The 22,068-nt window shown below is 71.2% G+C and carries 25 protein-coding genes; 8 read left to right on the top strand and 17 right to left on the bottom strand.

Features of this window, described 5'->3' with window-relative positions:
- Positions 1 to 50: 50 nt before the first annotated feature.
- The 4 genes from BJP60_RS05520 to BJP60_RS05505 are packed head-to-tail and all read left to right on the top strand — an operon-like array spanning position 51 to position 3,425.
- On the top strand, positions 51 to 1,343 hold the full coding sequence (locus BJP60_RS05520) for a magnesium transporter MgtE N-terminal domain-containing protein (RefSeq protein ID WP_203138105.1): 1,293 nt from the start codon (positions 51 to 53) through the stop codon (positions 1,341 to 1,343).
- Positions 1,343 to 1,867 (top strand): DUF1003 domain-containing protein, encoded by a 525-nt coding sequence (locus tag BJP60_RS05515; RefSeq protein ID WP_238439581.1) that lies wholly within the window; start codon positions 1,343 to 1,345, stop codon positions 1,865 to 1,867. The genes BJP60_RS05520 and BJP60_RS05515 overlap by 1 nt, the downstream gene beginning before the upstream one ends.
- Positions 1,864 to 3,018: an Mrp/NBP35 family ATP-binding protein gene (locus tag BJP60_RS05510; RefSeq protein WP_238439580.1), complete on the top strand. Its 1,155-nt coding sequence runs from the start codon at positions 1,864 to 1,866 to the stop codon at positions 3,016 to 3,018. The genes BJP60_RS05515 and BJP60_RS05510 overlap by 4 nt, the downstream gene beginning before the upstream one ends.
- Before the next feature lie 20 nt (positions 3,019 to 3,038).
- The gene (locus BJP60_RS05505) at positions 3,039 to 3,425 is read left to right on the top strand and encodes an MmcQ/YjbR family DNA-binding protein (RefSeq protein ID WP_203138104.1); all 387 of its coding nucleotides are present in this window, start codon (positions 3,039 to 3,041) and stop codon (positions 3,423 to 3,425) included.
- Positions 3,426 to 3,493: 68 nt separating this feature from the next.
- Here the strand turns inward: BJP60_RS05505 and BJP60_RS05500 are convergent, their stop codons facing one another.
- Positions 3,494 to 3,868 carry a Sec-independent protein translocase TatB gene (locus BJP60_RS05500; RefSeq protein ID WP_203138103.1) on the bottom strand — a complete coding sequence of 125 codons (375 nt, stop codon included), beginning with the start codon at positions 3,866 to 3,868 and terminating at the stop codon, positions 3,494 to 3,496.
- Between the two features lie 79 nt (positions 3,869 to 3,947).
- Between BJP60_RS05500 and BJP60_RS05495 the strand changes: the two genes are divergently transcribed.
- Complete coding sequence (locus BJP60_RS05495) at positions 3,948 to 4,577, top strand: O-methyltransferase (RefSeq protein WP_203138102.1); 630 nt, start codon at positions 3,948 to 3,950, stop codon at positions 4,575 to 4,577.
- 62 nt (positions 4,578 to 4,639) lie between these two features.
- Here the strand turns inward: BJP60_RS05495 and BJP60_RS05490 are convergent, their stop codons facing one another.
- From BJP60_RS05490 to dapE, 3 genes are all read right to left on the bottom strand, one after another.
- Positions 4,640 to 4,810 (bottom strand): DUF3117 domain-containing protein, encoded by a 171-nt coding sequence (locus tag BJP60_RS05490; protein WP_203138100.1) that lies wholly within the window; start codon positions 4,808 to 4,810, stop codon positions 4,640 to 4,642.
- 120 nt (positions 4,811 to 4,930) lie between these two features.
- The gene (locus BJP60_RS05485; RefSeq protein WP_238439579.1) at positions 4,931 to 6,142 is read right to left on the bottom strand and encodes a hypothetical protein; all 1,212 of its coding nucleotides are present in this window, start codon (positions 6,140 to 6,142) and stop codon (positions 4,931 to 4,933) included.
- On the bottom strand, positions 6,124 to 7,197 hold the full coding sequence (dapE, locus tag BJP60_RS05480) for a succinyl-diaminopimelate desuccinylase (RefSeq protein WP_203138098.1): 1,074 nt from the start codon (positions 7,195 to 7,197) through the stop codon (positions 6,124 to 6,126). Before dapE ends, BJP60_RS05485 begins: the two co-directional genes overlap by 19 nt.
- Positions 7,198 to 7,305: 108 nt before the next feature.
- Between dapE and dapD the strand changes: the two genes are divergently transcribed.
- A complete protein-coding gene (gene dapD, locus BJP60_RS05475; RefSeq protein WP_203138096.1) occupies positions 7,306 to 8,253 on the top strand; it encodes a 2,3,4,5-tetrahydropyridine-2,6-dicarboxylate N-succinyltransferase in 948 nt (315 codons plus the stop codon).
- A 154-nt stretch (positions 8,254 to 8,407) separates the two neighbouring features.
- On the opposite strand, the gene BJP60_RS05470 is transcribed toward dapD, so the two are convergent.
- The 6 genes from BJP60_RS05470 to BJP60_RS05445 all read right to left on the bottom strand — a co-directional run bounded on the left by BJP60_RS05470 (position 8,408) and on the right by BJP60_RS05445 (position 12,881).
- Entirely contained in the window at positions 8,408 to 9,706 is a 1,299-nt protein-coding gene (locus BJP60_RS05470) for a citrate synthase (protein ID WP_203138095.1), read from the bottom strand.
- Between the two features lie 199 nt (positions 9,707 to 9,905).
- Positions 9,906 to 11,012, bottom strand: a complete 1,107-nt coding sequence (dapC, locus tag BJP60_RS05465; RefSeq protein WP_203138089.1) for a succinyldiaminopimelate transaminase — start codon at positions 11,010 to 11,012, stop codon at positions 9,906 to 9,908.
- Between the two features lie 7 nt (positions 11,013 to 11,019).
- On the bottom strand, positions 11,020 to 11,346 hold the full coding sequence (gene fdxA / locus BJP60_RS05460; RefSeq protein WP_203138088.1) for a ferredoxin: 327 nt from the start codon (positions 11,344 to 11,346) through the stop codon (positions 11,020 to 11,022).
- Positions 11,343 to 11,795: a histidinol dehydrogenase gene (locus tag BJP60_RS05455; RefSeq protein WP_238439578.1), complete on the bottom strand. Its 453-nt coding sequence runs from the start codon at positions 11,793 to 11,795 to the stop codon at positions 11,343 to 11,345. Before BJP60_RS05455 ends, fdxA begins: the two co-directional genes overlap by 4 nt.
- Positions 11,796 to 11,838: 43 nt before the next feature.
- A complete protein-coding gene (locus tag BJP60_RS05450; RefSeq protein ID WP_203138087.1) occupies positions 11,839 to 12,153 on the bottom strand; it encodes an AzlD domain-containing protein in 315 nt (104 codons plus the stop codon).
- Positions 12,150 to 12,881 carry an AzlC family ABC transporter permease gene (locus BJP60_RS05445; protein ID WP_203138086.1) on the bottom strand — a complete coding sequence of 244 codons (732 nt, stop codon included), beginning with the start codon at positions 12,879 to 12,881 and terminating at the stop codon, positions 12,150 to 12,152. Before BJP60_RS05445 ends, BJP60_RS05450 begins: the two co-directional genes overlap by 4 nt.
- Positions 12,882 to 12,947: 66 nt before the next feature.
- Between BJP60_RS05445 and BJP60_RS05440 the strand changes: the two genes are divergently transcribed.
- Complete coding sequence (locus BJP60_RS05440) at positions 12,948 to 13,496, top strand: helix-turn-helix domain-containing protein (RefSeq protein ID WP_203138084.1); 549 nt, start codon at positions 12,948 to 12,950, stop codon at positions 13,494 to 13,496.
- Positions 13,497 to 13,514: 18 nt separating this feature from the next.
- Here BJP60_RS05440 and BJP60_RS05435 read toward each other — a convergent pair whose 3' ends face one another.
- Together BJP60_RS05435 and BJP60_RS05430 are read right to left on the bottom strand one after the other, a co-directional pair.
- On the bottom strand, positions 13,515 to 13,982 hold the full coding sequence (locus BJP60_RS05435) for an NUDIX hydrolase (RefSeq protein ID WP_203138082.1): 468 nt from the start codon (positions 13,980 to 13,982) through the stop codon (positions 13,515 to 13,517).
- A 10-nt stretch (positions 13,983 to 13,992) separates the two neighbouring features.
- The gene (locus BJP60_RS05430) at positions 13,993 to 15,153 is read right to left on the bottom strand and encodes an MFS transporter (RefSeq protein ID WP_203138080.1); all 1,161 of its coding nucleotides are present in this window, start codon (positions 15,151 to 15,153) and stop codon (positions 13,993 to 13,995) included.
- 18 nt (positions 15,154 to 15,171) lie between these two features.
- Between BJP60_RS05430 and BJP60_RS05425 the strand changes: the two genes are divergently transcribed.
- Entirely contained in the window at positions 15,172 to 15,732 is a 561-nt protein-coding gene (locus BJP60_RS05425; protein WP_203138078.1) for a TetR/AcrR family transcriptional regulator, read from the top strand.
- Positions 15,733 to 15,783: 51 nt separating this feature from the next.
- Here BJP60_RS05425 and typA read toward each other — a convergent pair whose 3' ends face one another.
- The 5 genes from typA to BJP60_RS05400 all read right to left on the bottom strand — a co-directional run bounded on the left by typA (position 15,784) and on the right by BJP60_RS05400 (position 21,939).
- A complete protein-coding gene (typA, locus tag BJP60_RS05420; RefSeq protein ID WP_203138076.1) occupies positions 15,784 to 17,697 on the bottom strand; it encodes a translational GTPase TypA in 1,914 nt (637 codons plus the stop codon).
- A gap of 116 nt (positions 17,698 to 17,813) precedes the next feature.
- The gene (locus BJP60_RS05415) at positions 17,814 to 18,365 is read right to left on the bottom strand and encodes a PH domain-containing protein (protein ID WP_203138074.1); all 552 of its coding nucleotides are present in this window, start codon (positions 18,363 to 18,365) and stop codon (positions 17,814 to 17,816) included.
- A gap of 1 nt (position 18,366) precedes the next feature.
- Complete coding sequence (locus BJP60_RS05410; protein WP_203138993.1) at positions 18,367 to 20,064, bottom strand: ABC transporter ATP-binding protein; 1,698 nt, start codon at positions 20,062 to 20,064, stop codon at positions 18,367 to 18,369.
- A 17-nt stretch (positions 20,065 to 20,081) separates the two neighbouring features.
- Complete coding sequence (locus BJP60_RS05405) at positions 20,082 to 21,020, bottom strand: ABC transporter permease (protein ID WP_203138073.1); 939 nt, start codon at positions 21,018 to 21,020, stop codon at positions 20,082 to 20,084.
- Positions 21,010 to 21,939, bottom strand: coding sequence for an ABC transporter permease (locus tag BJP60_RS05400; protein ID WP_203138072.1), 930 nt, complete (start codon positions 21,937 to 21,939; stop codon positions 21,010 to 21,012). Before BJP60_RS05400 ends, BJP60_RS05405 begins: the two co-directional genes overlap by 11 nt.
- Positions 21,940 to 22,068 lie beyond the last annotated feature (129 nt).

The following is a 22,068-nucleotide window of genomic DNA, read 5'->3' as shown; positions in this document are numbered from 1 at the left end:
CACCGCGCGCGACGGATCGGCGTGCGGGGCACGCGGACTACGCTGGGGGCATGAGCACGCAGAGGGTTTTCGCGGCGCGCCTTGCCGGCTGCCCCGTCTTCGACCCCGCGGGCGACCGGCTCGGCAAGGTCCGGGACGTCGTCGTCGTGTACCGAAGTAGCGCGGCGCCCCGCGTGATCGGTCTGGTGTGCGAGATCCCCGGTCGGCGTCAGGTGTTCGTCAACATCGGACGCGTCACCTCCATCTCGTCGGGCCAGGTCATCACGACCGGGCTGATCAACGTGCGCCGCTTCCAGCCGCGCGCCGACGAGGTGCGCGTGCTGGCGGAGGTCGTCGGCCGCCGCGTGCACTTCGTCGACGGCAGCGGGTCCGCCGTGATCGAGGACGTCGCGATCGAACCGAACCGGGTGGGCGAGTGGGCGATCGGCCAGCTGTTCCTGCGCAAGCCGAAGACGAGCGCCTCGCCCTTCGCGAAGGGCCCCACGACGTTCGCGACCTGGAGCGAGGTGCGCGAGCAGCACACGCCGGGCCAGGCCCAGTCGGCCGAGGCGCTGGCCGCGAGCTACGCCGAGCTGCGTCCCGCCGACCTCGCAAACACGCTGCTGGATCTGCCGGAGGAGCGGATGATCGAGGTCGCCGAGGAGCTCTCGGACGAGCGCCTCGCCGATGCGCTCGAGGAGATGCCCGAGGAGGAGCAGGCGCACATCCTCGAGAAGCTCGGCGACGAGCGCGCGGCCGATGTCCTCGACGCGATGGACCCCGACGACGCCGCCGACCTGCTCGCCGAGCTCGAGCCCGAGCGCTCGGAGGAGCTGCTGCAGCTCATGGAGCCCGAGGAGGCCGAGGACGTCCGCATGCTGCTGCGCTACGGCGCGGACACGGCGGGAGGCCTCATGACTCCCGAGCCGATCATCATGTCGGCCGACGCCACGATCGCCGAGGCGCTCGCGACCATCCGCCGTCATGAGCTGCACCCGGCGCTCGCGGCGAGCGTGTTCGTCACGCTGCCGCCGTACGAGACCCCGACGGGCCGCTTCCTCGGCGCCGTGCACTTCCAGCGCATGCTGCGCTATCCGCCGCACGAGCGGATCGGCGCCATCCTGGACGACACGATCGACCCCATCCCCGTCACCGGTTCGGCGGCGGAGGTCGCCCGTCGCCTGGCCAGCTACGACCTCGTGTCGCTGCCGGTCGTGGATCAGGCGCGCCGCCTGGTGGGCGCGATCAGCGTGGACGACATGCTGGACTACCTGCTTCCCGACGACTGGCGCTCGCAGGACGCCGATGCGCCGCTGCCCGCCGCGCCCGCGACGGGCTCGATCCCGACGGTGAGGCGGGCATGATGGCCTCCCGCGACATGTCCCGCCCCGAGGCCGTGCGGGGCCGCTCGCCGATGCTCGCCTCCCCCGCGCCGCGGAACCGCGACCGCTTCGGGCGGGCGACCGAGTGGATCGCGCGCGCGATGGGCACGCCCACGTTCCTGATCGCGCTCACGCTGTTCGTCGCGCTCTGGATGGTGTGGAACTCCGTGACCCCGGAGGGCCTGCGGTTCGACTCGGCCGACCTCGGCTTCACGGCACTGACGCTCGCGCTGTCGCTCCAGGCGTCGTATGCCGCGCCGCTCATCCTGCTCGCGCAGAACCGGCAGGATGACCGCGACCGCGTGCAGATCGAGCAGGACCGGCAGCGGGCAGAGCGCAATCTCGCCGACACCGAGTACCTGGCGCGCGAGATCGTGGCGCTGCGGCTGGCGCTCGGCGATATGCAGGAGCGCGCCGTGAGCCGCGAGGTGCTGCGCGAAGAGCTGCGGGCGATGCTCGAAGAGCTCGACCAGCGCGACTCCGAGCGCGTGGACGAGGAGAAGTGACGGACGGCACGGATCTCGTCGGCCGGGTGCGGGAGGCGGTCGGCCGCGTGTCCGACCCCGAGCTGCGCCGCCCGCTCGCCGAGCTCGACATGGTGCGCGGCGTCGACGCCGAGGGCGCGGATGTGCGGGTCGGCATCGCGCTGACGATCGTCGGCTGTCCCGCGGCGGATCGCATCGAGGCCGACGTGCGGCACGCGGCCGAGTCGGTGGCGGGCGTGGGCACCGTGACGATCGACGTGGGCGTCATGACCCCCGCCGAGCGGCAGGCGCTGACCTCGCGGCTGCGCCCGGCGCGCGGGATGCCCTTCGGACCCGACTCGCTCACGCGCGTGATCGCCGTCACGAGCGGCAAGGGCGGCGTCGGCAAGTCGACGGTCACAGCCAATCTCGCGGTCGCGCTGGCGCAGCGCGGACTGTCGGTGGGCCTCGTGGACGCCGACGTGCACGGCTTCTCCATTCCGCCGCTGCTGGGGCTCGCGAAGGACGGGGAGATCGCCCAGCCGACGCGCGTCGACCAGCTCATGCTGCCGCCCGTCGCGCACGGCGTGAAGGCGATCTCGATCGGGATGTTCCTGCAGGACGACGGCACGGGATCCGGCGCCCGCACGGGCGCGGTCGCATGGCGCGGGCCGATGCTGCACCGCACGGTGCAGCAGTTCCTCACCGACGTGTACTTCGGCGACCTCGACGTGCTGCTGCTCGACATGCCGCCCGGCACGGGAGACGTCGCGATCTCGGTCGGGCAGCTGCTCCCCCACGCCGACGTGCTGGTGGTCACGACGCCGCAGGCGGCAGCCTCCGACGTCGCGGTGCGCAGCGGTCTCGTCGCGCGACAGACCGGCCAGCGCGTGATCGGCGTGGTCGAGAACATGGCCGCGATGACCCTTCCCGACGGCACCGTGATGGATCTGTTCGGCTCGGGCGGCGGCGCCGACGTCGCGGCCGCCCTGTCGGCGGAGGGGCAGGACGTCCCCGTGCTCGCGTCGATCCCGCTCAGCCCGGCGCTGCGCGCCTCGGGAGACGCGGGCGATCCGATCGTCGTCGCCCACCCCGAGGACGCCGCGGCGGCCGAGATCGCGCGCCTCGCCGAGCGCATCGCCTCGCAGCCGCGGCGCCTCGCCGGTCGCCGGCTTCCCGTGACACCGCGCTGAGGCGATGCTGAGGGGCGGCCATGGAGGGTGACACGTTGCAGCGGTACGCCAGGGACCGCGCCGAGGAGCTCCCGGGTGCCGGTCTCGAGCACCCGTTCGGACCGGAGTGGGACGTGTTCAAGGTTCGGGACAGGGTCTTCATGCTGCTGACCGAGGTCACGGGCGAGCCGATCGTGACCGTCAAGGCGGCGCCGCAGGATGGCGAAGCGCTCCGCGCGGAGTATGACGACATCACCCCGGGCTATCACATGAACAAGCGGCACTGGATCACCCTTCGTCCGGGCGGACGTCTGCAGAAGCACATCGTTGAGGAGTTGGTGACGGAGTCCTACCTGCTCGTGGTGGAGAAGCTGCCGAGAGCTCGGCGGCCGGTGGATCCGGACACGTTCGGGAGGAGCGGCCGGTGACCTTCTCCAGCGAGGACGTGCAGCCGACCCCGCGCCATCGGCGCGACGACGATCCTGAGCGACCGGACTCAGGTGGCCTCGGCGTCGAAGGGCGGCGGTGCCTCGGCCGTGAAGGTGTGCCGCACCATCGGCCCTGAGGGGCGCGGAGGCGCGATCACGGGCGCCGGCGGGGCGGGCGCCGGCTCGTCGTCCTCCAGCAGGGCCTCGCGGATGATGCGACGCGGATCGTACTGACGCGGGTCGAGCTTGCGCCAGTCGACCTCGTCGAACTCGGGGCCCATCTCGTCGCGCACGCGGCTCTGGGCGCCCCGCGCGAAGTCCCGCACGCGCTTGACGGTCCTCGCCAGCATCTCGGCGTAGCGCGGCAGCCGCTCGGGCCCGATCAGGAGTGCGGCGATCACACCGATCAGCAGCACCTTCTCGAAGGTGAGCCCGAAGAACATGGCCTCCAGCCTACCGGCCGCGCCTGTCCGGTCCGCGCGCGCGGCGACCGTACGCTGGTGGATGATCCAGGAGGTGTCAATGAGCGAGCATGACGCGATCGCGCGCTTCGCACGGGAGACGGTCGTCGAGCCGGAGCACATCGCGAAGGCACGTCAGCACGCGCTCGAGCTCGGGGCCGCGCCCATCAGCGCGGGCGTCGGCGCGCAGTGCGCCGTGATCGCGGCGGCGACCGACGCGCGCTCGATCATCGAGATCGGCACGGGAGCGGGGGTGTCCGGCCTCTGGCTGCTGCACGGCGCCCCGAGGGCCGTGCTCACGACCATCGACAACGAGCCGGAGCACCTCGCCGCGGCGCGTCAGGCCTTCACGCAGTCGCGCATCCCCTCCTCGCGCGTGCGCCTCATCACGGGCCGCGCGGCCGACGTCCTGCCCCGCATGAACGAAGCGTCATACGACATCGTGCTCGTGGACGCCGATGCGGAGAACACGCTCGAGTACGTCGAGCACGCGCTGCGGCTCGCGCGCTCCGGCGGGACCGTCCTCGTGCCGCGTGTGCTGAACGGGAGGGTGGCGGATCCCGTCGCGCGCGACGCGGTGACGACCGCGTACCGCACGCTGCTGCAGGAGACGCAGGCATCCCCGGCCGTCATCCCGGCGATCTCCACGATCGGAGAGGGCCTGCTGCAGCTCACGACCGTCGCGGAGTGAGCACACGAAAGAGGTCCGGACCCCCACGGGGATCCGGACCTCTCGAAGTCATCCGTGGCGGCTCAGGCGCCGACGACCTCGCCGAGAACGCCGTAGAGCTCCTTGGCCTCGTCGTCGTTGACCGAGACGACCAGACGGCCGCCGCCCTCGAGCGGAACGCGCACGATGATCAGGCGCCCCTCCTTCACGGCCTCCATCGGTCCGTCACCGGTTCTGGGCTTCATGGCTGCCATCGTGGCTTCCTTTCGTCGAGGTTCCCCCACCGAGTTTACCGGTCGGCGAGTCGGTGGCCCACTTTCGCGACGCTCCTGTACGCGATATCCCGGTAGCCCAGAAGGTCCCCGGTGTCTTCATCACGGCACCTGCCAGTAGGTATTCCCGCTGCCGTACATGAGAGCGATCCAGAGCCACTGACCCGCCAGGCACAGCGCCAGGGCGATCCAGCGCCCGATCCGCGAGCGCGGCGCGGCGCCCCACAGCGGCGACAGCGGCAGCAGCAGCCGGAAGGTGCTCGACTGCGGGAAGAACACCGCGAGCAGGTACAGCACGTAGCTCGCGGCCCAGAGCCGGATCTCCGGGCCGAGCCGCCGCACGGCGGGCGCGAACAGCGCGGCCGCGACGCCGACCACGAGCAGCGCGAGCGCGACGTACCCCAGCCACCCGGGCAGACCCCACAGCGAGAACCACAGCGGCGCCGCGCGGATCCATCCCTCGAGCGGCACGAACGCCTCGATGCCGGGAATCCATCCGCGCCGCCAGGCGAGCTCGGTCTCGAGGTACGCGCTCGGCATGCCGGTCGCGATCGCGGCGAAGATCTGCCACGAGAACCCGACCGCGACCGCGAGCGCGCCGAGCGCGAGGATGTGCAGGATGTGCGCCCCGGGGAGCGGGTCCTCCCGCCGCCGCAGCCAGCGGTGGATGCCGTACAGGCCGAGCAGCAGCGCGAACGCCAGCACGCCGGGGCGCGTGTAACCCATCAGCGGGATCAGCAGATAGAGCCATCCCCAGCGCCGCGCGCTCAGGGCGAGGAGCGCGAGCATCAGGAACGCCAGGAACAGCGACTCGGCGTAGCCGACCTGGAACAGTGCGGCGAGCGGCGCGCTGGCGAACAGCGCCACGGCCCACAGGGCGGCATCCGCCTCGACGCGGCGGGCGAGCAGCGCGTGCAGCGCGAGGCAGGCGATGTAGCCGGCCCCGAGGGAGACGATCAGCGCGCCGATCCCCCACACCCCGAAGCCCAGGACGTTGGCGAGGTGGGCGTAGACGGGCATGAACGCCCACGCGTTCTCGCGCACCACGCCCCGCTCGTCGACGGGCAGCTCCGACGGGTAGCCCTCGAACGCGACGAGCCAGTACCACTGCGCGTCCCAGCCGAGGACGTAGTCGGCGAGCGTCGGATCCGCCCCGAAGCGGGAGTCGGGCGGGGAGCCGGCGGCGACGATGAGCATGATCGCCGTGGTCGCCAGCCGCGCGAGCGCGTAGATCGCGGCGATCCGCGCCGCGACCGGCAGGCCGCGCCATCCGGCGGCGACGCGGCCGACCGGGCTCAGCGCGTCGTGAGCCACGCCCGGAGCCCCCGCTCGACCTCCTCGATCTGCGCGACGGCGACGCGCTCCTCGTCATGGTGCGCGAGCAGCGGGTCGCCGGGGCCGTAGTTCACAGCGGGGACCCCGAGCGCCGAGAAGCGCGCGACGTCGGTCCAGCCGTACTTCGGCTTGGGCGTGCCGCCCACCGCGCGCACGAACTCCTGCGCGAGCGGGGCGTCCAGGCCCGGGCGCGCACCGCCCGACAGGTCGGTGATCTCGACCTCGAAGCCCTCGAACACCTCGCGCACGTGCGCGACCGCCTCGTCGGCCGAGCGGCTGGGCGCGAACCGGAAGTTCACCTCGACCTCGCACAGGTCGGGGATCACGTTCCCCGCGACGCCGCCCGTGATCTTCACGGCGTTGAGGCCCTCGCGGTAGTCGAGCCCGTCGACCGCGATGGTCTCGGGGCGGTAGTCGGCCAGCCGGGACAGGATGGGCGCCGCGCGATGGATGGCGTTCTCCCCGATCCACGCGCGGGCGCTGTGCGAGCGCACGCCGTGCGTGCGGACGACCGCACGGAGCGTGCCGTTGCAGCCGCCCTCGACCACGCCCGCAGTGGGCTCGCCCAGGATCGCGAAGTCGCCCGCGAACAGCTCCGGGCGGTTCACCGCGAGGCGCGTGAGCCCGCTCAGCTCGGCTGCGACCTCCTCGTGGTCGTACCAGAGCCACGTGATGTCGACCGCGGGGTCGGTCAGCTCGGCCGCGAGCTTGAGCTGCACCGCGACGCCGGCCTTCATGTCCACGGTGCCGCGGCCCCAGATGAAGGGCTCGCCGTCGATCTCGATGTCGCGCGTGGGCACGTTGTCGTTGATCGGCACGGTGTCGATGTGCCCGGCGATCACCACGCGCTGAGCACGACCCAGGTGCGTGCGGGCGACGATCGTGTCGCCGTCCCGATGCACATCGAGGTGCGCGAGCGACGCGATCGCGGCCTCGATCTCATCCGCCAGGACCTTCTCCTGATCCGACACGCTCGGGATGTCGCAGATGGCGCGGGTGATGTCGGACGAGGAGGCGGAGAGGTCCAGAGCCATGCGACCAGCCTATTGTCCGAGTGCGCGCCGACCGGACGTCGCGGTCGAGCGCGGCGGTGGCCCGGCCGCGCCAGGACGCCGGAGACGCGACTCAATAGAATCGATCCCATGGGAGACGAACAGCGCTGGGTTTCGGGAGTCGGGCTTGCCACGGTGGCGGCGGACGGCACGGTGCTGGACACCTGGTTCCCCTCGCCCCGCGCGGGGCGGGCGGGCGACCTGGCGGACGACGTCGAGCGACTGGACGGCCTCGCGGCTCCCGACGACCGCCGCAACGTGTCGATGGAGGTCGTGACGCTCGAGATCGACCTGGATGCGGCTCCCGCGTCGACCTCGGATGCGTATCTGCGCCTGCACGCGCTGTCGCACCGCATCGTGCGTCCCAACGAGCTGAACCTCGACGGCATCTTCTCGCACCTGCCGAACGTCGCCTGGACGAACGCCGGCCCCATGCACCCGGACGATGCGATCCGCCTGCGCCCCTACCTCCAGCGAGACGGCGTGCAGATCGCGTCGCTCGACAAGTTCCCCCGCCTGACCGACTACGTCGCGCCCGTGGGCGTGCGGATCGCCGACGCCTCGCGCGTGCGTCTGGGTGCGTACCTCTCCCCCGGCACCGTGGTGATGCACGAGGGCTTCGTCAACTTCAACGCCGGAACGCTCGGCGCCTCGATGATCGAGGGCCGCATCTCGCAGGGCGTCGTGATCGGGGACGGATCGGACATCGGCGGCGGATCGTCGATCATGGGCACCCTCTCGGGCGGCGGCAAGCACCGCGTGTCGTTCGGCGAGCGCTCGCTGCTCGGCGCGAACGCGGGCGTCGGCATCTCGATCGGCGACGACTGCGTCGTGGAGGCGGGTCTCTACATCACGGCCGGCACGAAGATCCTGCTCGTGGACGAGCCGCCCGCCGAGGACAGCTCGCCGCGCGTCGCGAAGGGCGCCCAGCTGTCGGGATCCAGCGGCCTGCTCTACATCCGCAACTCGCTCACGGGCGCGATCGAGGCGCGTCGCCGCACCGGCGTCGGCGTCACCCTGAACAGCGCGCTGCACTGATCCCGAGGGACGTCTCGGCCGTTTCGACTCCCTCGCTGCGGTCGGTCGCTCAGCGAGCAGAAGGCAGACGGGCGCGAGCGCAGCGCGGCGAAACCGCGCACCATGCAGAAAGGCCGCAACCCCGTCGGGTTGCGGCCTTTCTCGTGGAACCGGATCAGGCGGTCGGGTAGCTGCGCTCGGGCGAGCCCGTGTAGAGCTGCTGCGGGCGGCCGATCTTGGTCTTGCCGTCCTGGTGCAGCTCGCGCCAGTGGGCGAGCCAGCCCGGCAGGCGGCCGATCGCGAACAGCACGGTGAACATGCGCGTCGGGAAGCCCATCGCCTTGTAGATCACGCCCGTGTAGAAGTCGACGTTCGGGTAGAGGCGACGCTCGCGGAAGTAGTCGTCCTCCAGCGCGATCTCCTCGAGCTCCTTGGCGAGGTCGAGCAGCGGGTCGTGCACGCCGAGCTGGTCGAGCACCTCGTCGGCCGACTGCTTGACGATCGTCGCGCGCGGGTCGTAGTTCTTGTAGACGCGGTGCCCGAAGCCCATCAGCTTCACGCCCTCGTCCTTGTTCTTGACCTTCTCGACGAAGCGCTTGACGCCCTGGCCGGACTCCTGGATCTGGCCCAGCATCGTCAGGACGGCCTCGTTCGCGCCGCCGTGCAGCGGGCCCGACAGGGCGTGGATGCCCGCCGAGATCGAGGCGAACTGGTCGGCGCCGGTCGAGCCGACCAGGCGCACGGTCGAGGTCGAGGCGTTCTGCTCGTGGTCCTCGTGCAGGATCAGCAGGCGCTCGAGCGCGCGGGACATCACGGGGTCGACCTGGTAGTCCTCGCTGCGGACGCCGAAGTTCAGCTTGAGGAAGTTGTCGACGAAGCTCAGCGAGTTGTCCGGGTACAGGAAGGCCTGACCGACGCTCTTCTTGTGCGCGTACGCCGCGATGACCGGCAGCTTCGCGAGCAGGCGGATCATGTTGAGCTCGACATGCTCGGGATTGTTCGGGTCGGACTCGTTCTCGTAGTAGGTCGACAGCGCCGAGACGCCGGACGACAGCACGGCCATCGGGTGCGCGGTGTGCGGCAGCGCCGTGAAGAAGCGGTCCTTGAGGTCCTCGTGCAGCAGCGTGTGGTGACGGATCTTGTCGTCGAACTCGGCGAGCTGGTCGGCCGTCGGCAGCTCGCCGTAGATCAGCAGCCAGGCCACTTCGAGGTAGCTGGAGTGGGTCGCGAGCTGGTCGATCGGGTAGCCGCGGTAGCGCAGGATGCCCTTGTCGCCGTCGATGAAGGTGATGTCCGAGGCGGTCGCCGCGGTGTTCACGAAGCCGTAGTCGAGCGTGGTGAAGCCGGTCTGACGCGTCAGCGTCGAGACGTCGATGCTGGGCGCCCCGTTCGTGGCCGGCAGGACCGGCAGTTCGACGGTCTTGTCACCGACGGTGAGTGTGGCCTTCTCGGGCAGCTGTCCCGCGTCGCTCACGGCGCCTCCTTGCGATTGCTCGTCGCGAATTGTGTCGCGTCCCTGGGAGTCGGCACGCCGGAGTCGTTCACACCGGCGCACCGCTGGGCGGCGCCCCGGTATGCCGGGACGGCCTCGTACAGCCTATCCGCCGCGCAGGTCACCTGTGACACCCGCCCAAGTCGGCGTCGATCCGTTGACAGATCCGACAGATCCGGCGTCAGGAAGCCCGCAGGCGTGCGGCGGCGGCCGCGATCCGCTCGTCGCTCGCCGTGAGCGACAGCCGCACGTGCTGCGGGAAGAACGGGCCGTAGAAGACACCGGGCCCGGCGAGAATGCCCAGGTCGGCGAGGCGCCCCATCGACTCCCAGGCGTCGCGCCCCTCGGTCGCCCACAGGTACAGACCCGCCTCGCTGCGGTCGATCGTGAAGCCCGCGGCCTCGAGGGCCGGGCGCAGGATGTCGCGGCGTGCGCGATAGCGCTCCTTCTGCTCCGCGACGTGCGCGTCATCGGCCAGGGCGACCGCCATGGCGTGCTGCACGGGTCCGGGCGGCATCAGGCCGAGGTGCTTGCGCGCCGCGAGCAGGTCGCCCACGATGCGCGCGCAGCCCGCGAGGAAGGCGGCACGGTATCCGGCGAGGTTCGACTGCTTGCTCAGCGAGTACACGCTCAGGACGTTCGCGCGGCTGTCGCCGATCACGCGCGGATCGAGGATGCTCGGCACCGGCTCGGCGTCCCACGGGGCGTCCCAGCCCAGCTCGGCGTAGCACTCGTCGCCCGCGATCACGGCGCCCAGCTCACGCGCACGGGCGACCGCGCGGCGCAGCTCGTCGACGTTCCACACCCGGCCGTCGGGATTGCCGGGAGAGTTGATCCAGATGAGCCTGGTGCCCTCGGGCCACTCGGCGGGCTCGTCCGAGGCGAGAGGCGTGGCACCCGCGACGCGGGCCCCGACCTCGTAGGTCGGGTACGCGGCACGCGGATGCACGACGACGTCCCCCTCGCCCAGCCCGAGCAGCGTCGGCAGCAGCGCGACGAGCTCCTTGGACCCGATCGTGGGAAGGACGTTGCGCGGCTCGAGGCCCGTCACACCGCGGCGGCGCGCGAACCAGTCGACGATCGCCTCCCGCAGCTGGGGTGTGCCGACCGTCTGGGGGTACGCGTGCGCATCCGTCGCCTCCGCGAGCGCGCGGCGCACGACATCCGGCGTCGGATCGACGGGCGATCCGATCGACAGGTCGCAGATCCCGTCGGCGTGGGCTCGGGCCCGGTCGGCGTAGGGGGCGACGGCGTCCCAGGGGTAGTCGGCGAGGTCCTTGACGCTCACGACGCGCTCAGTGGGCGTCGCCCTGCGGAGGCAGGGCCGCGATGATCGGGTGGTCCTTCGGGATCACGCCGACCTTGGCGGCGCCGCCCGGCGATCCGATCTCGTCGAAGAACTCGACGTTCGCCTTGTAGTAGTCCTGCCACTCGTCCGGCAGGTCGTCCTCGTAGTAGATCGCCTCGACGGGGCACACCGGCTCGCAGGCGCCGCAGTCCACGCACTCGTCGGGGTGGATATAGAGGCTGCGCTCACCCTCGTAGATGCAGTCGACCGGGCACTCGTCGATGCACGCGCGGTCCTTGACGTCCACACACGGAAGGGCGATCACATAAGTCACGGATCGATTCTACGCGCCCTCGCGGGGTCGTCTCCGGACGCGCCGGTGTCGCCGGCGCCCGGCCGCGGCGTCGTCCGCAGCCGCGAGAGATCGGGCCACGCGCCGACCAGCAGCACGACGCCCGTGACGGCGTAGGTCCACACGATCCCGAGGGGGAACTCGCCCTCGGCCGGCTGCGGCACGACGACGGATCCGCCGGGACCCTGCCCCGAGAACAGCAGCAGGGTCGCGAGCATCCCGAGCCCGCCGATCCAGGTGATCCACCGATGCGGGAAGAGCAGCCGCAGCCCGACCAGCAGGGCCGCGCACCCGATCAGCGCCAGGACCAGGCCGACCGGCAGCACGCCGAGCGTGAACGAGTGCGCGATCGTGCCGGCGATGCCGAAGACCGCGCCCGTGACCGCGGCGACCACGCCGAGCAGGATCCGCTGGGGCAAGGACGCGCGCATCCGTCAAGGGTATCCCGCCGGGCGTCCGCCGCCGGGCGGCCTCCTAAGCGGCCCAGCCGAGCAGCCGCAGCAGCGCCGCCACGGCGGCCGCGGCGACGACCACGACGAGGAACGACGCGCGCAGCCACAGCAGGATGCCGGCGACCACGAGGGCGGGCACACGCGCGTCGATCACCACCGCCATGCCGGATCCGACCGTCTGCACCGCGACGAGCGCGCCCAGCAGCGCCACGGTCAGCAGGTCGGTGATGCGCGCCGGGCGCTCGCGCTCGAGCCATCCCGCCGGGACGAGATACCCGCCCAGCTTGAGCGCGACGCAGATCACGGCGGCGAGCAGGATCGCGGTCCACATCGTCATGGGACGCGCTCCTCTCCCCGGCCGAGCCAGTTGAACCAGCCGACGAGGATCGCCACGAGCGCCGCGATCAGGACGGGCATGCCCGGCATGAGCCAGGGCGTGAGACTCGCGGCCACGACCGCCGCGGCGATGCCGACCGCGACGGCCTGACGGGAGCGCAGCCGCGGCCACAGCAGGGCGAGGAACGCCGCGGCTGCGGCCGCGTCGAGCCCGTAGGCGCGCACATCACCCAGGACGTCACCGAGCAGCGCTCCGGCGAGCGTGGCCACATTCCAGCCCAGGTAGATGCCGAGGCCCGTGACCCAGAAGCCGATCCGGCGCGCACGCGGCTCGGTGTGCGCGAGCGCGACCGCCGTGGACTCGTCGATCGTGAACTGCGCTGCCGCGATCCGATGCCACCACGACAGCCCCACGACCGGATTCATCCGCACCGCGTAGGCGACGTTGCGCACGCCGAGCAGCGCGGCGGATGCGATCGCCGAGGGCGCCGCCGCGAGCCCGCCCGATGCGATCACGCCGATGAAGGCGAACTGCGATCCGCCCGTGAACATCAGCAGGCTCAGCACACACGTCTGCCACACGTCGAGCCCCGCCGCGACGGCGAGAGCGCCGAATGAGACGCCGTAGGCCCCGGTAGCGATCGACACGGCGACACCCTGGCGCCAGGCACTGCGCTCCTCGGCGGTGCGGGAGCGGCCGGACGGCCCTGTTCGCTCCGCTGAACGCATGAACATCATTCTGAACGCGGACCAACCCGTCCGTCAAGACGAACGATTGTTTGACACACTGAACGCATGGAGGACCTCCGGCCGCGCATCGCCCGCACGCTCCGCAGAGAGCGCGAGTCGGCCGGACTGTCCGTCTCCGAACTCGCCCGCCGCGCCGGCATCTCGAAGGCGACCGTCTCGCAGCTGGAGAACGGCGCCGGCAACCCCAGCGTCGAGACGCTCTGGGCTCTCGGCGTCGCCCTCGGCGTGCCGTTCGCCGTCCTCGTCGATCAGCAGGCGAACGCCCCCACGCTCATCCGCGCGAGCGAGCACACCGGCGTGCCGTCGGCCGCGGCCGCCTACAACGCGACGCTCCTGTCCGCCTCTCCCCCGGGCGCCCGCCGCGACGTGTATCTGATCCGCGCCGAACCCGGCGAGCCGCGCCGCTCGGATCCGCATCACACGGGAACCACCGAGCACGTCATCCTGCTCTCCGGCCGCGGCGCGATCGGACCGGCGGACGCACCCGTCGAGCTCCTCCCCGGGGACTACCTCGCGTACGCCGGCGACGTGCCCCACGTGTTCGAGGCGCTCGAGCCGGGCACGAGCGCCGTGCTCATCTCCGAGCTGCGCTGATCCGCCCGGCGCCCGCGGTCACCGCTCGAAGCGCGCCGCGTCGCCACCCGCGACGGCCTGCCGGATGCGCTTGCGCATCTCCGCGCTCACGTCGTCGAGATCGTCCAGCCGGCGCCACAGCGCCTCGGTGTTCTCGCCGTCGGCGGGATGCGGCTCTCCCGAGACGTACCGGCAGCGGAACACCAGGTCGAGGTACTGGGCCCGGTCGCCGTTGTCGTACTGCATGGGCGGCAGGGCGTGCACCCATACGAGCGCCTCGACCTCGGCGACGATGCCCGCCTCCTCGAGCACTTCGCGCTCGGCGGCGATCGCCGGCTCCTCGCCCGGATCGATGATGCCCGTCACGGGGGTGAGCCGGGCGTTGTCCGCGCGCCGCACGAGCAGCACCTCGTCGCCGCGCACCACCACGGCCGTCACCCCTGTCAGCCACAGCAGATCGGTCCCGATCTTCTCGCGCAGAGTGAGGACGAACTCGGGTGTGGGCATACGCGCCAGCCTAGGCGCGCTTCGCCCGCTCGCCGAGCGTCGGCAGCACCGCGCCGACGCCGGCCGCCGCGGCGAGGAGGAACGCGATCCCGAAGCCCGCTCCCGCCGCCAGGGCGCCGAGCACCGCAGCGCCCACGGCCTGCCCCAGCACCAGCACGATGAACAGGAGCGCGGTCCCCGTCGCCGCGCGCCGCACATCGATCTCGGTCGTCCAGGCGATGAGGGCGCCGCTGCCGGCCGTGTACGACCAGCCGAAGACCAGGCACGCGGCGATCGCGAGGGGCAGCACTGACGGCGCCGCGCCCAGCAGCGCTGTCGCGCCGGCGACGCCGCCCGTCGTGACGGCCCAGGACGACCGCGGCGACAGTCGGGACATCGGACGCACGGTCGCCACCACGGCGGCGCCTCCGGCGCCCAGCACGATCCAGGCGACCACGGAGAGCACGGTGGGCGCTCCCGCCTCGACGAGGAGTCCGCGTCCGGAGATCCACACCGCCGCGGATGCCACGCCCATGAGGAACGCCGCGGTGATCACCCCGAGGTGCGCCCGGAGCCATGCCAGGGGAAGACCCCCGCGCGGCTCGGCATCTGGGGAGACGCGCCTGTCGAGTGCGAGGACGCTGCCCGCGGCGGCGACCGTCACGACGGCCGCGACCACCCAGGCCCGCCGCCAGTCGGGCAGAAGCGCCAACGCGAGCATCCCGGCAAGGACCAGCCCGGGGCCGGTGCCCGCGTTCACCACGCTCTGGCCGCTCTCCCGCGCGTGCGGTCGCAGATTCCGCTGGAGGATCGCGACCATCGCGGGCGACGCGAGGCCCGCACCCGTGGAGGCGAGCACCGCCCACGCGGCGAAGGACGGGAATGCGCCGGCGAGCGCCATCCCCGCTGCACCCGCGCCCGCCGTCCCGCCCGCCGCGGCGACGAGCAGCCGGGCATGACGACCGCCCAGCACGAGGCCCGCCGCGGCGCCCACGCAGTAGAGAACCGACGCCCCGGCGGACACCGCCCCCGCCGCGGCGGCGTCGAAGCCGAGGTCGCGCTGGACATCGGGAAGGAGCAGCCCGTAGGAGAGGCGCACCAGGCCGTAGGTCGCCGCGATGAGCGTCGCCCCCGCGACGATCAGGCCGATCCCGGTCGCCGAACTAAACGAAAACGTGCGTTTCACATTCATCCCGCTTAGGGTACCGGCATGGGGATCCGGGCTCGCACCGAGCAGAAGCTGCTGGACGCCGCCGACGAGCTGCTGTTCTCGCGCGGCATCGTCGCCACGCCGATCGACGCCATCACCGAGCGCGCCGGCGTGTCCGCCGCCACGCTGTACCGCGGCTACGCCAGCAAGGAGGCGCTGCTGGCCGCGGCACTCGAGCGCCGGCAGCGCGCGTGGGTGGAGACCTGGGATCGCGCCGTCGAGCGGGCCGATTCCGCCGCCGGTCGCCTGCTCGCCGTGTTCGACGCGCTCGACGATTTCCGCGAGCGCGCGGACGGTGCCCGGTGGTGCGCGTTCCTCGGCACCGCGGCCGAGTACGCCGATCCTCCGGCCGAGGTCGCCGCGGCCGTGCAGGCGGACACGGACGGCTTCCGCGATCGGCTCACCGCGTTCGCCCGTCCGCTCGCGGGCGACGAGGCGGCGCGGCTCGCCGACGACATCCTGCTCCTCGTCACCGGGGAGCTCGCCATGCGGCTGCGCGACGCGCACCGTCGCTCGGACGCCGCGCGACGGATCGCTCGGGCGCTGATCGACGGCCGGTGAGACGCGGAACGGCCGGATGGCGAACCATCCGGCCGTTCGCGATCACACGGATCAGGCGTTGGCGTCCTGGCGCTTGCGGCGAGCGGCCTCCCGGCCGCGCTCGGTCGCGTCGAGCACGACCTTGCGGATGCGCACGGCCTCGGGCGTGACCTCGACGCACTCGTCCTCGCGCGCGAACTCGAGCGATTCCTCGAGCGACAGCAGGCGCGGCGGCGTCATCGACTCGAAGGAGTCGGCCGTGGCCGAGCGCATGTTGGTGAGCTTCTTCTCCTTGGTGATGTTCACGTCCATGTCGTCGGCGCGCGAGTTCTCGCCGACGACCATGCCCTCGTAGACCTCCTCGGTCGGGCGGACGAAGAACGACATGCGCTCCTGCAGGCCGATGATCGCGAACGGCGTCACGACGCCCGCGCGGTCGGCGACGATCGAGCCGTTCTGGCGGGCCGTGATCTGACCGGCCCAGTCGTCGTAGCCGTGCGAGATCGCGTTCGCGATGCCCGTGCCGCGCGTGACCGACAGGAACTCGGTGCGGAAGCCGATCAGACCGCGCGACGGCACGATGAACTCCATGCGGATCCAGCCGGTGCCGTGGTTGATCATGTTGTCCATGCGGCCCTTGCGGTTCGCCATGAGCTGCGTCACCGCGCCCAGGTGCTCCTCGGGGACGTCGATCGTGAGGTGCTCGTAGGGCTCCTGGACCTTGCCGTCCTCGCCCTTGCGCGTGACGACCTGGGGCTTGCCGACCGTGAGCTCGAAGCCCTCGCGGCGCATGTTCTCGACCAGGATGGCGAGCTGCAGCTCGCCGCGGCCCTGCACCTCCCAGGCGTCGGGGCGGCCGATGTCGTTCACGCGGATCGAGACGTTGCCGATCAGCTCGCGGTCGAGGCGCTCCTTGACCATGCGGGCGGTGAGCTTGTGCCCCTTGACCTTGCCGACCAGCGGCGAGGTGTTGGTGCCGATCGTCATCGAGATCGACGGCTCGTCGACCGTGATCTGCGGCAGCGGGCGGACGTCCTCGGGGTCGGCGATCGTCTCGCCGATCATGATGTCCTCGAAGCCCGCGATCACCGCGATGTCGCCGGGGCCGGCCTTCTCCGCCGGGTAGCGGTCGAGCGCCTTCGTCATCAGCAGCTCGGTGATGCGCGCGTTCTGCGTCGTGCCGTCCTGACGCACCCAGGCGACGGTCTGGCCCTTCTTCAGCTCTCCGTTGAAGACGCGCAGCAGTGCGAGGCGCCCCAGGAACGACGACGAGTCGAGGTTCGTGACCCATGCCTGCAGCGGCGCCTCGTCGTCGTAGGACGGGGCGGGGACGTGCTCGAGGATCGCCTCGAACAGGGGCTCGAGGTCGTCGTTGTCGGGCAGCTCGCCGTTCGCCGGGCGGTTGCGCGACGCGGCGCCGGCACGTCCCGACGCGTACACGACGGGGACGTCGAGCAGCGCGTCGACATCCAGGTCCGGGACGTCGTCCTGCAGGTCGCCGGCGAGACCCAGCAGCAGGTCGTGCGCCTCCTCCTCGACCTCGGCGATGCGCGCGTCGGGGCGGTCGGTCTTGTTGACGAGGAGGATGACCGGCAGCTTCGCCTCGAGCGCCTTGCGCAGCACGAAACGGGTCTGCGGCAGCGGACCCTCGGACGCGTCGACGAGCAGCACGACGCCGTCGACCATCGACAGGCCGCGCTCGACCTCGCCGCCGAAGTCGGCGTGGCCGGGGGTGTCGATCACGTTGATCGTGATCGGGGTGTCGGTGTGGGCACCGTTGTACGTGATCGCCGTGTTCTTGGCGAGGATCGTGATGCCCTTCTCACGCTCGAGGTCGTTCGAGTCCATCGCCCGCTCCTCGACGTGCGCGTGCTCGCCGAAGGAGCCGGTCTGGCGCAGCATGGCGTCCACGAGCGTGGTCTTGCCGTGGTCGACGTGCGCGACGATGGCGACGTTTCGGAGGTCGGAACGGAGGGCGCGCGCCATGAAAGATCCTTAGCTGGAGAAGGCGGGAGAAGTCGAAGGCCCGGAGCCGAGCCTCTCGATACTATCGCGGGCCGCGATCCGGGGCCTGAACGGTGGCCGTAGCCGAGCCTGCCGGGTCAGCCGGCGATGGTGACAGACGCGACGCACGCCACGGCGATGACCGCGGCGGCGACGAGAGACGGGATGTCCCACGAGACCGTGGGACGCGCATCGGGCTGGCGGCCGACCGATGCGTGCAGGCCGCGCATGACGTCGAGCGTGACCTCGGTGTCGTCGGTGCGCCGGCGCCCGGTGCCTCCCCAGCGACGGGAGAACGACCAGGCCTCGACGACGCCCTTGCGACCGCCGGGGCCCGTCGCCGCCGCGTCCGCCGTGAGGTGGAACTCCAGCTGCCAGCGCATCGCGATGTCGTCGACCGTCGACCAGGGCAGCGAGATCGTCCGCAGCACGTTGTGCACGCGCACGCGCTCCTCATCCAGCTCCAGGTGCGGGGCGTAGAGGAAGACGTACACGAACCACACGGGGATGAGCAGCCACGGCGCGATCAGCAGCGCCTGACCCCAGCTCCCCCGCACCACGACGTCGCCGAGCAGGAACAGCACGACCACCGCCACGGCCACGAGCCAGAACGTGCCCGTGGCCGGGCGGAGGACGCGACGACCGGTCACCTCAGTGGCCGGCCAGATTCACCGAGGCGCCCGGGATCGCGTCGAGCAGGCGCTGCGTGTAGGCCTGCTGCGGCGACGCGAAGATCTCGTCGACGGTTCCCTGCTCGACCAGGCGGCCCTGCTCCATGACGCACACCAGGTCGGCCGCGACGCGCACGACGGCGAGGTCGTGCGTGATGAACAGGTACGTCAGGCCCAGCTCGGCCTGGAGCTCGGCGAGGAGCTTCAGGATCTGGTCCTGCACGAGCACGTCGAGCGCCGAGACGGCCTCGTCGAGCACGACGATCGACGGCTTGAGCGCCAGCGCACGCCCGATCGCGATGCGCTGCCGCTGGCCGCCCGAGAGCTCGTTCGGGTAGCGCCACGCGAGCTCTCGCGGCAGCGACACCTGCTCCAGCAGCTCGAACACGCGCTCCTGGCGCGCCTTCTCGTCGCCCCAGCCGTGCACCTTGAGCGGCTCGGCGATCAGGTGGCCGATGCTGCGGAGCGGATCGAGCGACCCGTACGGGTCCTGGAACACGGGCTGCATCCGGCTGCGGAGGTCGAACACGTCCTTGCGGCTCATGGTCGACGTGTCCTTGCCGTCGATCAGGATCTGGCCGCTCGTGACCGTCTCGAGCTGCAGCACCATCTTCGCGACGGTGGACTTGCCCGATCCGGACTCCCCCACCAGCGCGAGCGTCTTGCCGCGCGGGATCTGGAACGAGACGCCGTCGACCGCGCGGAAGGGCTCGCTGCGGAAGCCGCCCTTGCGGATCCGGTACTCCTTCACGAGGTCGCGCACCTCGACCACCGGGTGGGCGTCGGCGACCTCGTCGAGGTGCTCGACGCCGCGCTCCTCCGCAACCGCCTGGATGCGCTGCGACGCCAGGCTCGGCGCCGCCGCGACGAGTCGCTGCGTGTAGGGGTGCTGCGGGTTCTCGAGGATCGTGCGGCTCGGACCGGCCTCGACGATCTCGCCCTGGTTCATCACGATGATGCGGTCAGCGCGATCGGCCGCGAGGCCGAGGTCGTGCGTGATGAAGAGCACGGAGGTGCCCTTGTCGCGCGTGAGCGAGGCGAGGTGATCCAGGATGACGCGCTGCACGGTGACGTCCAGCGCACTCGTGGGCTCGTCGGCGATCAGCAGCTTCGGGTCGGCGGCGAGGCCGATGCCGATCAGGGCGCGCTGGCGCATGCCGCCCGAGAACTGGTGCGGGAACTGGTGCAGGCGGCGCTCGGCGTCCGCGAGACCGGCCTGCTTGAGCACCTCGATCGCGCGGGCGCGGACCTCCCTGCGGCCGCTGGCGAGTCCGTTGGCACGGACCGCCTCCTCGACCTGGAAGCCGATCGACCACACGGGGTTGAGGTTCGACATCGGGTCCTGCGGGACGTAGCCGATCTCGCGACCGCGGATCGACTCCATCTCGCGCCGGCTCGCGCCGGTCAGGTCGACGCCGTCGAGGGTGATCTCACCCTCCGTCACCTTGCCGGTGCCGGGGAGCAGATCGATCACGGCGGCTGCCGTCGTCGACTTGCCGGAGCCCGACTCGCCCACGATCGCCACGGTCTCACCGGGGAAGACGTCCAGGTCGACGCCGTGCAGCACCTGGCGCGCGTTCTTGCCGGTGCCGAAGGAGACCTTCAGCCCGCGGATCTTCAGAAGCGGCTCGGACACGGGATTCTCCTTCGCGGCCGCGCGCAGGTCGGCACGCGTCATCGAGACATCGGATGCGCTCATCGCTGGGCCCTCGCCTTCGGGTCGACCGCGTCGCGCAGCAGCTCGCCGAGCGTGACGAACGCGAGCACGGTGATCGTCAGCGCGAGCGACGGCCAGAACAGCGCCATGGGCGAGGTGCGGATCGACGTCTGCGCCTGGCTGATGTCCGCACCCCACGAGACGCCGCCCAGGCCGACACCGAGGAACGACAGCGTGGCCTCCGCCACGATCGCCTGACCGAGACCGATGGTCGCGACCACGATGACCGGCGCCATGGCGTTCGGCAGCACGTGCACGACGAGCGTCTTGAACCGCGACAGGCCGAGCGAGATCGACGCCATCACGAAGTCGGCCTGCTTCACGCGCAGCACCTCGGCACGCATGATGCGCGCCGTGCTCGCCCACGAGAAGCCGCCGATCGCGAACGCGAGCACGAACTCGTTGCGGAGCTCGCGCGGCACCACCGTCATCACGACGACCGCCGCGACGATGTAGGGGATCGTGAAGAAGATGTCGCCGACGCGCGAGAGCAGCGAGTCGAGGAAGCCCCCGTAGAAGGCGGCCAGGGCGCCCATGACCACGCCGATCACGGTGCCGATGATCGTGGCCATGAGACCGACCGCCATCGACACGCGCGCGCCGTACACCAGGCGCGACCACACGTCGCAGCCCAGGTTGGTGAAGCCCAGCGGGTGCCCGGCCTCCGGACCCGCGTTCGACTTGTTCAGGAAGCAGGCTCCCTGGCCGGACGGCGGTACGGAGGTGAACAGCGACGGCCACAGCGACACGAACACGATCAGGACGCACAGGACGATCGAGACCCAGAACAGGGGGCGGCGGCGCAGGTCCCGCCACGCGTCGAGCCAGAGGTTGCTCTTCTTCTCGCTCAGCCGGACGGCGTCGACGACGACGTCGGCCTTGACCGGCGCGACGTAGTGCGTTGCGTTACTTGACATAGCGGATCCTCGGGTCGAGCAGGCCGTAGAGAAGGTCGACGACCAGGTTGACGAGCACGTACACGACCACGAAGACGGTCACGAACGAGACGACGGTGGGCGTCTCGTGGCGGATGATCGCGTTGTAGAGCGTGGCGCCGACGCCGGGCACGTTGAAGATGCCCTCGGTCACGGTGGCGCCGACCATCAGGATGCCGAAGTTGGTCGCGATGTCGGTCACCATCGGGATGAGCGAGTTGCGCAGCACGTGCACGGGGACGACGCGACCGCGCGAGAGGCCCTTCGAGTAGGCCGTGCGCACCCAGTCCTGACCGAGCGACTCGATCATCGACGAGCGGGTCAGGCGCATGCTGGCGGCGTACACGCTGAAGCCGAGCACGATCGCCGGGAGCCACAGGTCACCCCAGTCGTTCTGCCCGCCGACGGTCGGCTTGAACCACGCGAGCTGCACCCCGAGGAAGTACTGCGCGAGGAACGCGAGCACGAAGATCGGCACGGCGATGAACACCAGCGCCAGGACGAGCTGGAAGTGGTCGTACCAGGACCCCTTCAGCAGCGCCGACGTGGCGCCGATCACGATCGAGAGCACGAACGAGATCAGGATGGCCATCACGGCCAGGCGCAGCGTCACCGGGAAGGTGCGCCCGAGGACCTCGATCACGCTCTGGCCGGAGAACGTCGTGCCGAAGTCGAAGCGCAGGATGCCGCCGAGGTAGTGCAGGTACTGGACGATGAGCGGCTGGTCGAGCATGTAGCGGGCCCTGATCTGGTCGATCACGGCCTGCGGGGGCTGTCGGTCTCCGAACAGTGCCGCGATCGGGTCGCCGGGCATGCCGAACACCATGAAGTAGATCAGCGCTGTGGCGCCGATGAACACGGGGATCACCTGCAGGATCCGTCTGAGGATGTAGGTGGCCATCCTCCCCCTCCTTCCGGGGAAATCTCGACCTGGAGGTCGAACGCGTCGGGTGCGCGCAGAGAAAAGGGCCTCGCCACGCAGCGAGTGCCCTCGATGCTTTCATCCTCACCCTCGGTTGCTGAGAGAAAG

Source organism: Microbacterium sp. JZ31 (genome assembly GCF_016805985.1).
Classification (GTDB): Bacteria; Actinomycetota; Actinomycetes; order Actinomycetales; family Microbacteriaceae; genus Microbacterium.
This window is presented reverse-complemented; position numbering and strand designations above follow the sequence as displayed.

Coding starts and splice junctions, on each gene's coding strand:
- BJP60_RS05520 (WP_203138105.1), top strand. CDS start 51: ATGAGCACGCAGAGGGTTTTCGCGGCGCGCCTTGCCGGCTGCCCCGTC.
- BJP60_RS05515 (WP_238439581.1), top strand. CDS start 1,343: ATGGCCTCCCGCGACATGTCCCGCCCCGAGGCCGTGCGGGGCCGCTCG.
- BJP60_RS05505 (WP_203138104.1), top strand. CDS start 3,039: ATGGAGGGTGACACGTTGCAGCGGTACGCCAGGGACCGCGCCGAGGAG.
- BJP60_RS05500 (WP_203138103.1), bottom strand. CDS start 3,868: ATGTTCTTCGGGCTCACCTTCGAGAAGGTGCTGCTGATCGGTGTGATC.
- BJP60_RS05495 (WP_203138102.1), top strand. CDS start 3,948: ATGAGCGAGCATGACGCGATCGCGCGCTTCGCACGGGAGACGGTCGTC.
- BJP60_RS05490 (WP_203138100.1), bottom strand. CDS start 4,810: ATGGCAGCCATGAAGCCCAGAACCGGTGACGGACCGATGGAGGCCGTG.
- dapE (WP_203138098.1), bottom strand. CDS start 7,197: ATGGCTCTGGACCTCTCCGCCTCCTCGTCCGACATCACCCGCGCCATC.
- dapD (WP_203138096.1), top strand. CDS start 7,306: ATGGGAGACGAACAGCGCTGGGTTTCGGGAGTCGGGCTTGCCACGGTG.
- BJP60_RS05455 (WP_238439578.1), bottom strand. CDS start 11,795: ATGCGCGCGTCCTTGCCCCAGCGGATCCTGCTCGGCGTGGTCGCCGCG.
- BJP60_RS05450 (WP_203138087.1), bottom strand. CDS start 12,153: ATGACGATGTGGACCGCGATCCTGCTCGCCGCCGTGATCTGCGTCGCG.
- BJP60_RS05445 (WP_203138086.1), bottom strand. CDS start 12,881: ATGCGTTCAGCGGAGCGAACAGGGCCGTCCGGCCGCTCCCGCACCGCC.
- BJP60_RS05440 (WP_203138084.1), top strand. CDS start 12,948: ATGGAGGACCTCCGGCCGCGCATCGCCCGCACGCTCCGCAGAGAGCGC.
- BJP60_RS05435 (WP_203138082.1), bottom strand. CDS start 13,982: ATGCCCACACCCGAGTTCGTCCTCACTCTGCGCGAGAAGATCGGGACC.
- BJP60_RS05430 (WP_203138080.1), bottom strand. CDS start 15,153: ATGAATGTGAAACGCACGTTTTCGTTTAGTTCGGCGACCGGGATCGGC.
- BJP60_RS05425 (WP_203138078.1), top strand. CDS start 15,172: ATGGGGATCCGGGCTCGCACCGAGCAGAAGCTGCTGGACGCCGCCGAC.
- typA (WP_203138076.1), bottom strand. CDS start 17,697: ATGGCGCGCGCCCTCCGTTCCGACCTCCGAAACGTCGCCATCGTCGCG.
- BJP60_RS05410 (WP_203138993.1), bottom strand. CDS start 20,064: ATGACGCGTGCCGACCTGCGCGCGGCCGCGAAGGAGAATCCCGTGTCC.
- BJP60_RS05405 (WP_203138073.1), bottom strand. CDS start 21,020: ATGTCAAGTAACGCAACGCACTACGTCGCGCCGGTCAAGGCCGACGTC.
- BJP60_RS05400 (WP_203138072.1), bottom strand. CDS start 21,939: ATGGCCACCTACATCCTCAGACGGATCCTGCAGGTGATCCCCGTGTTC.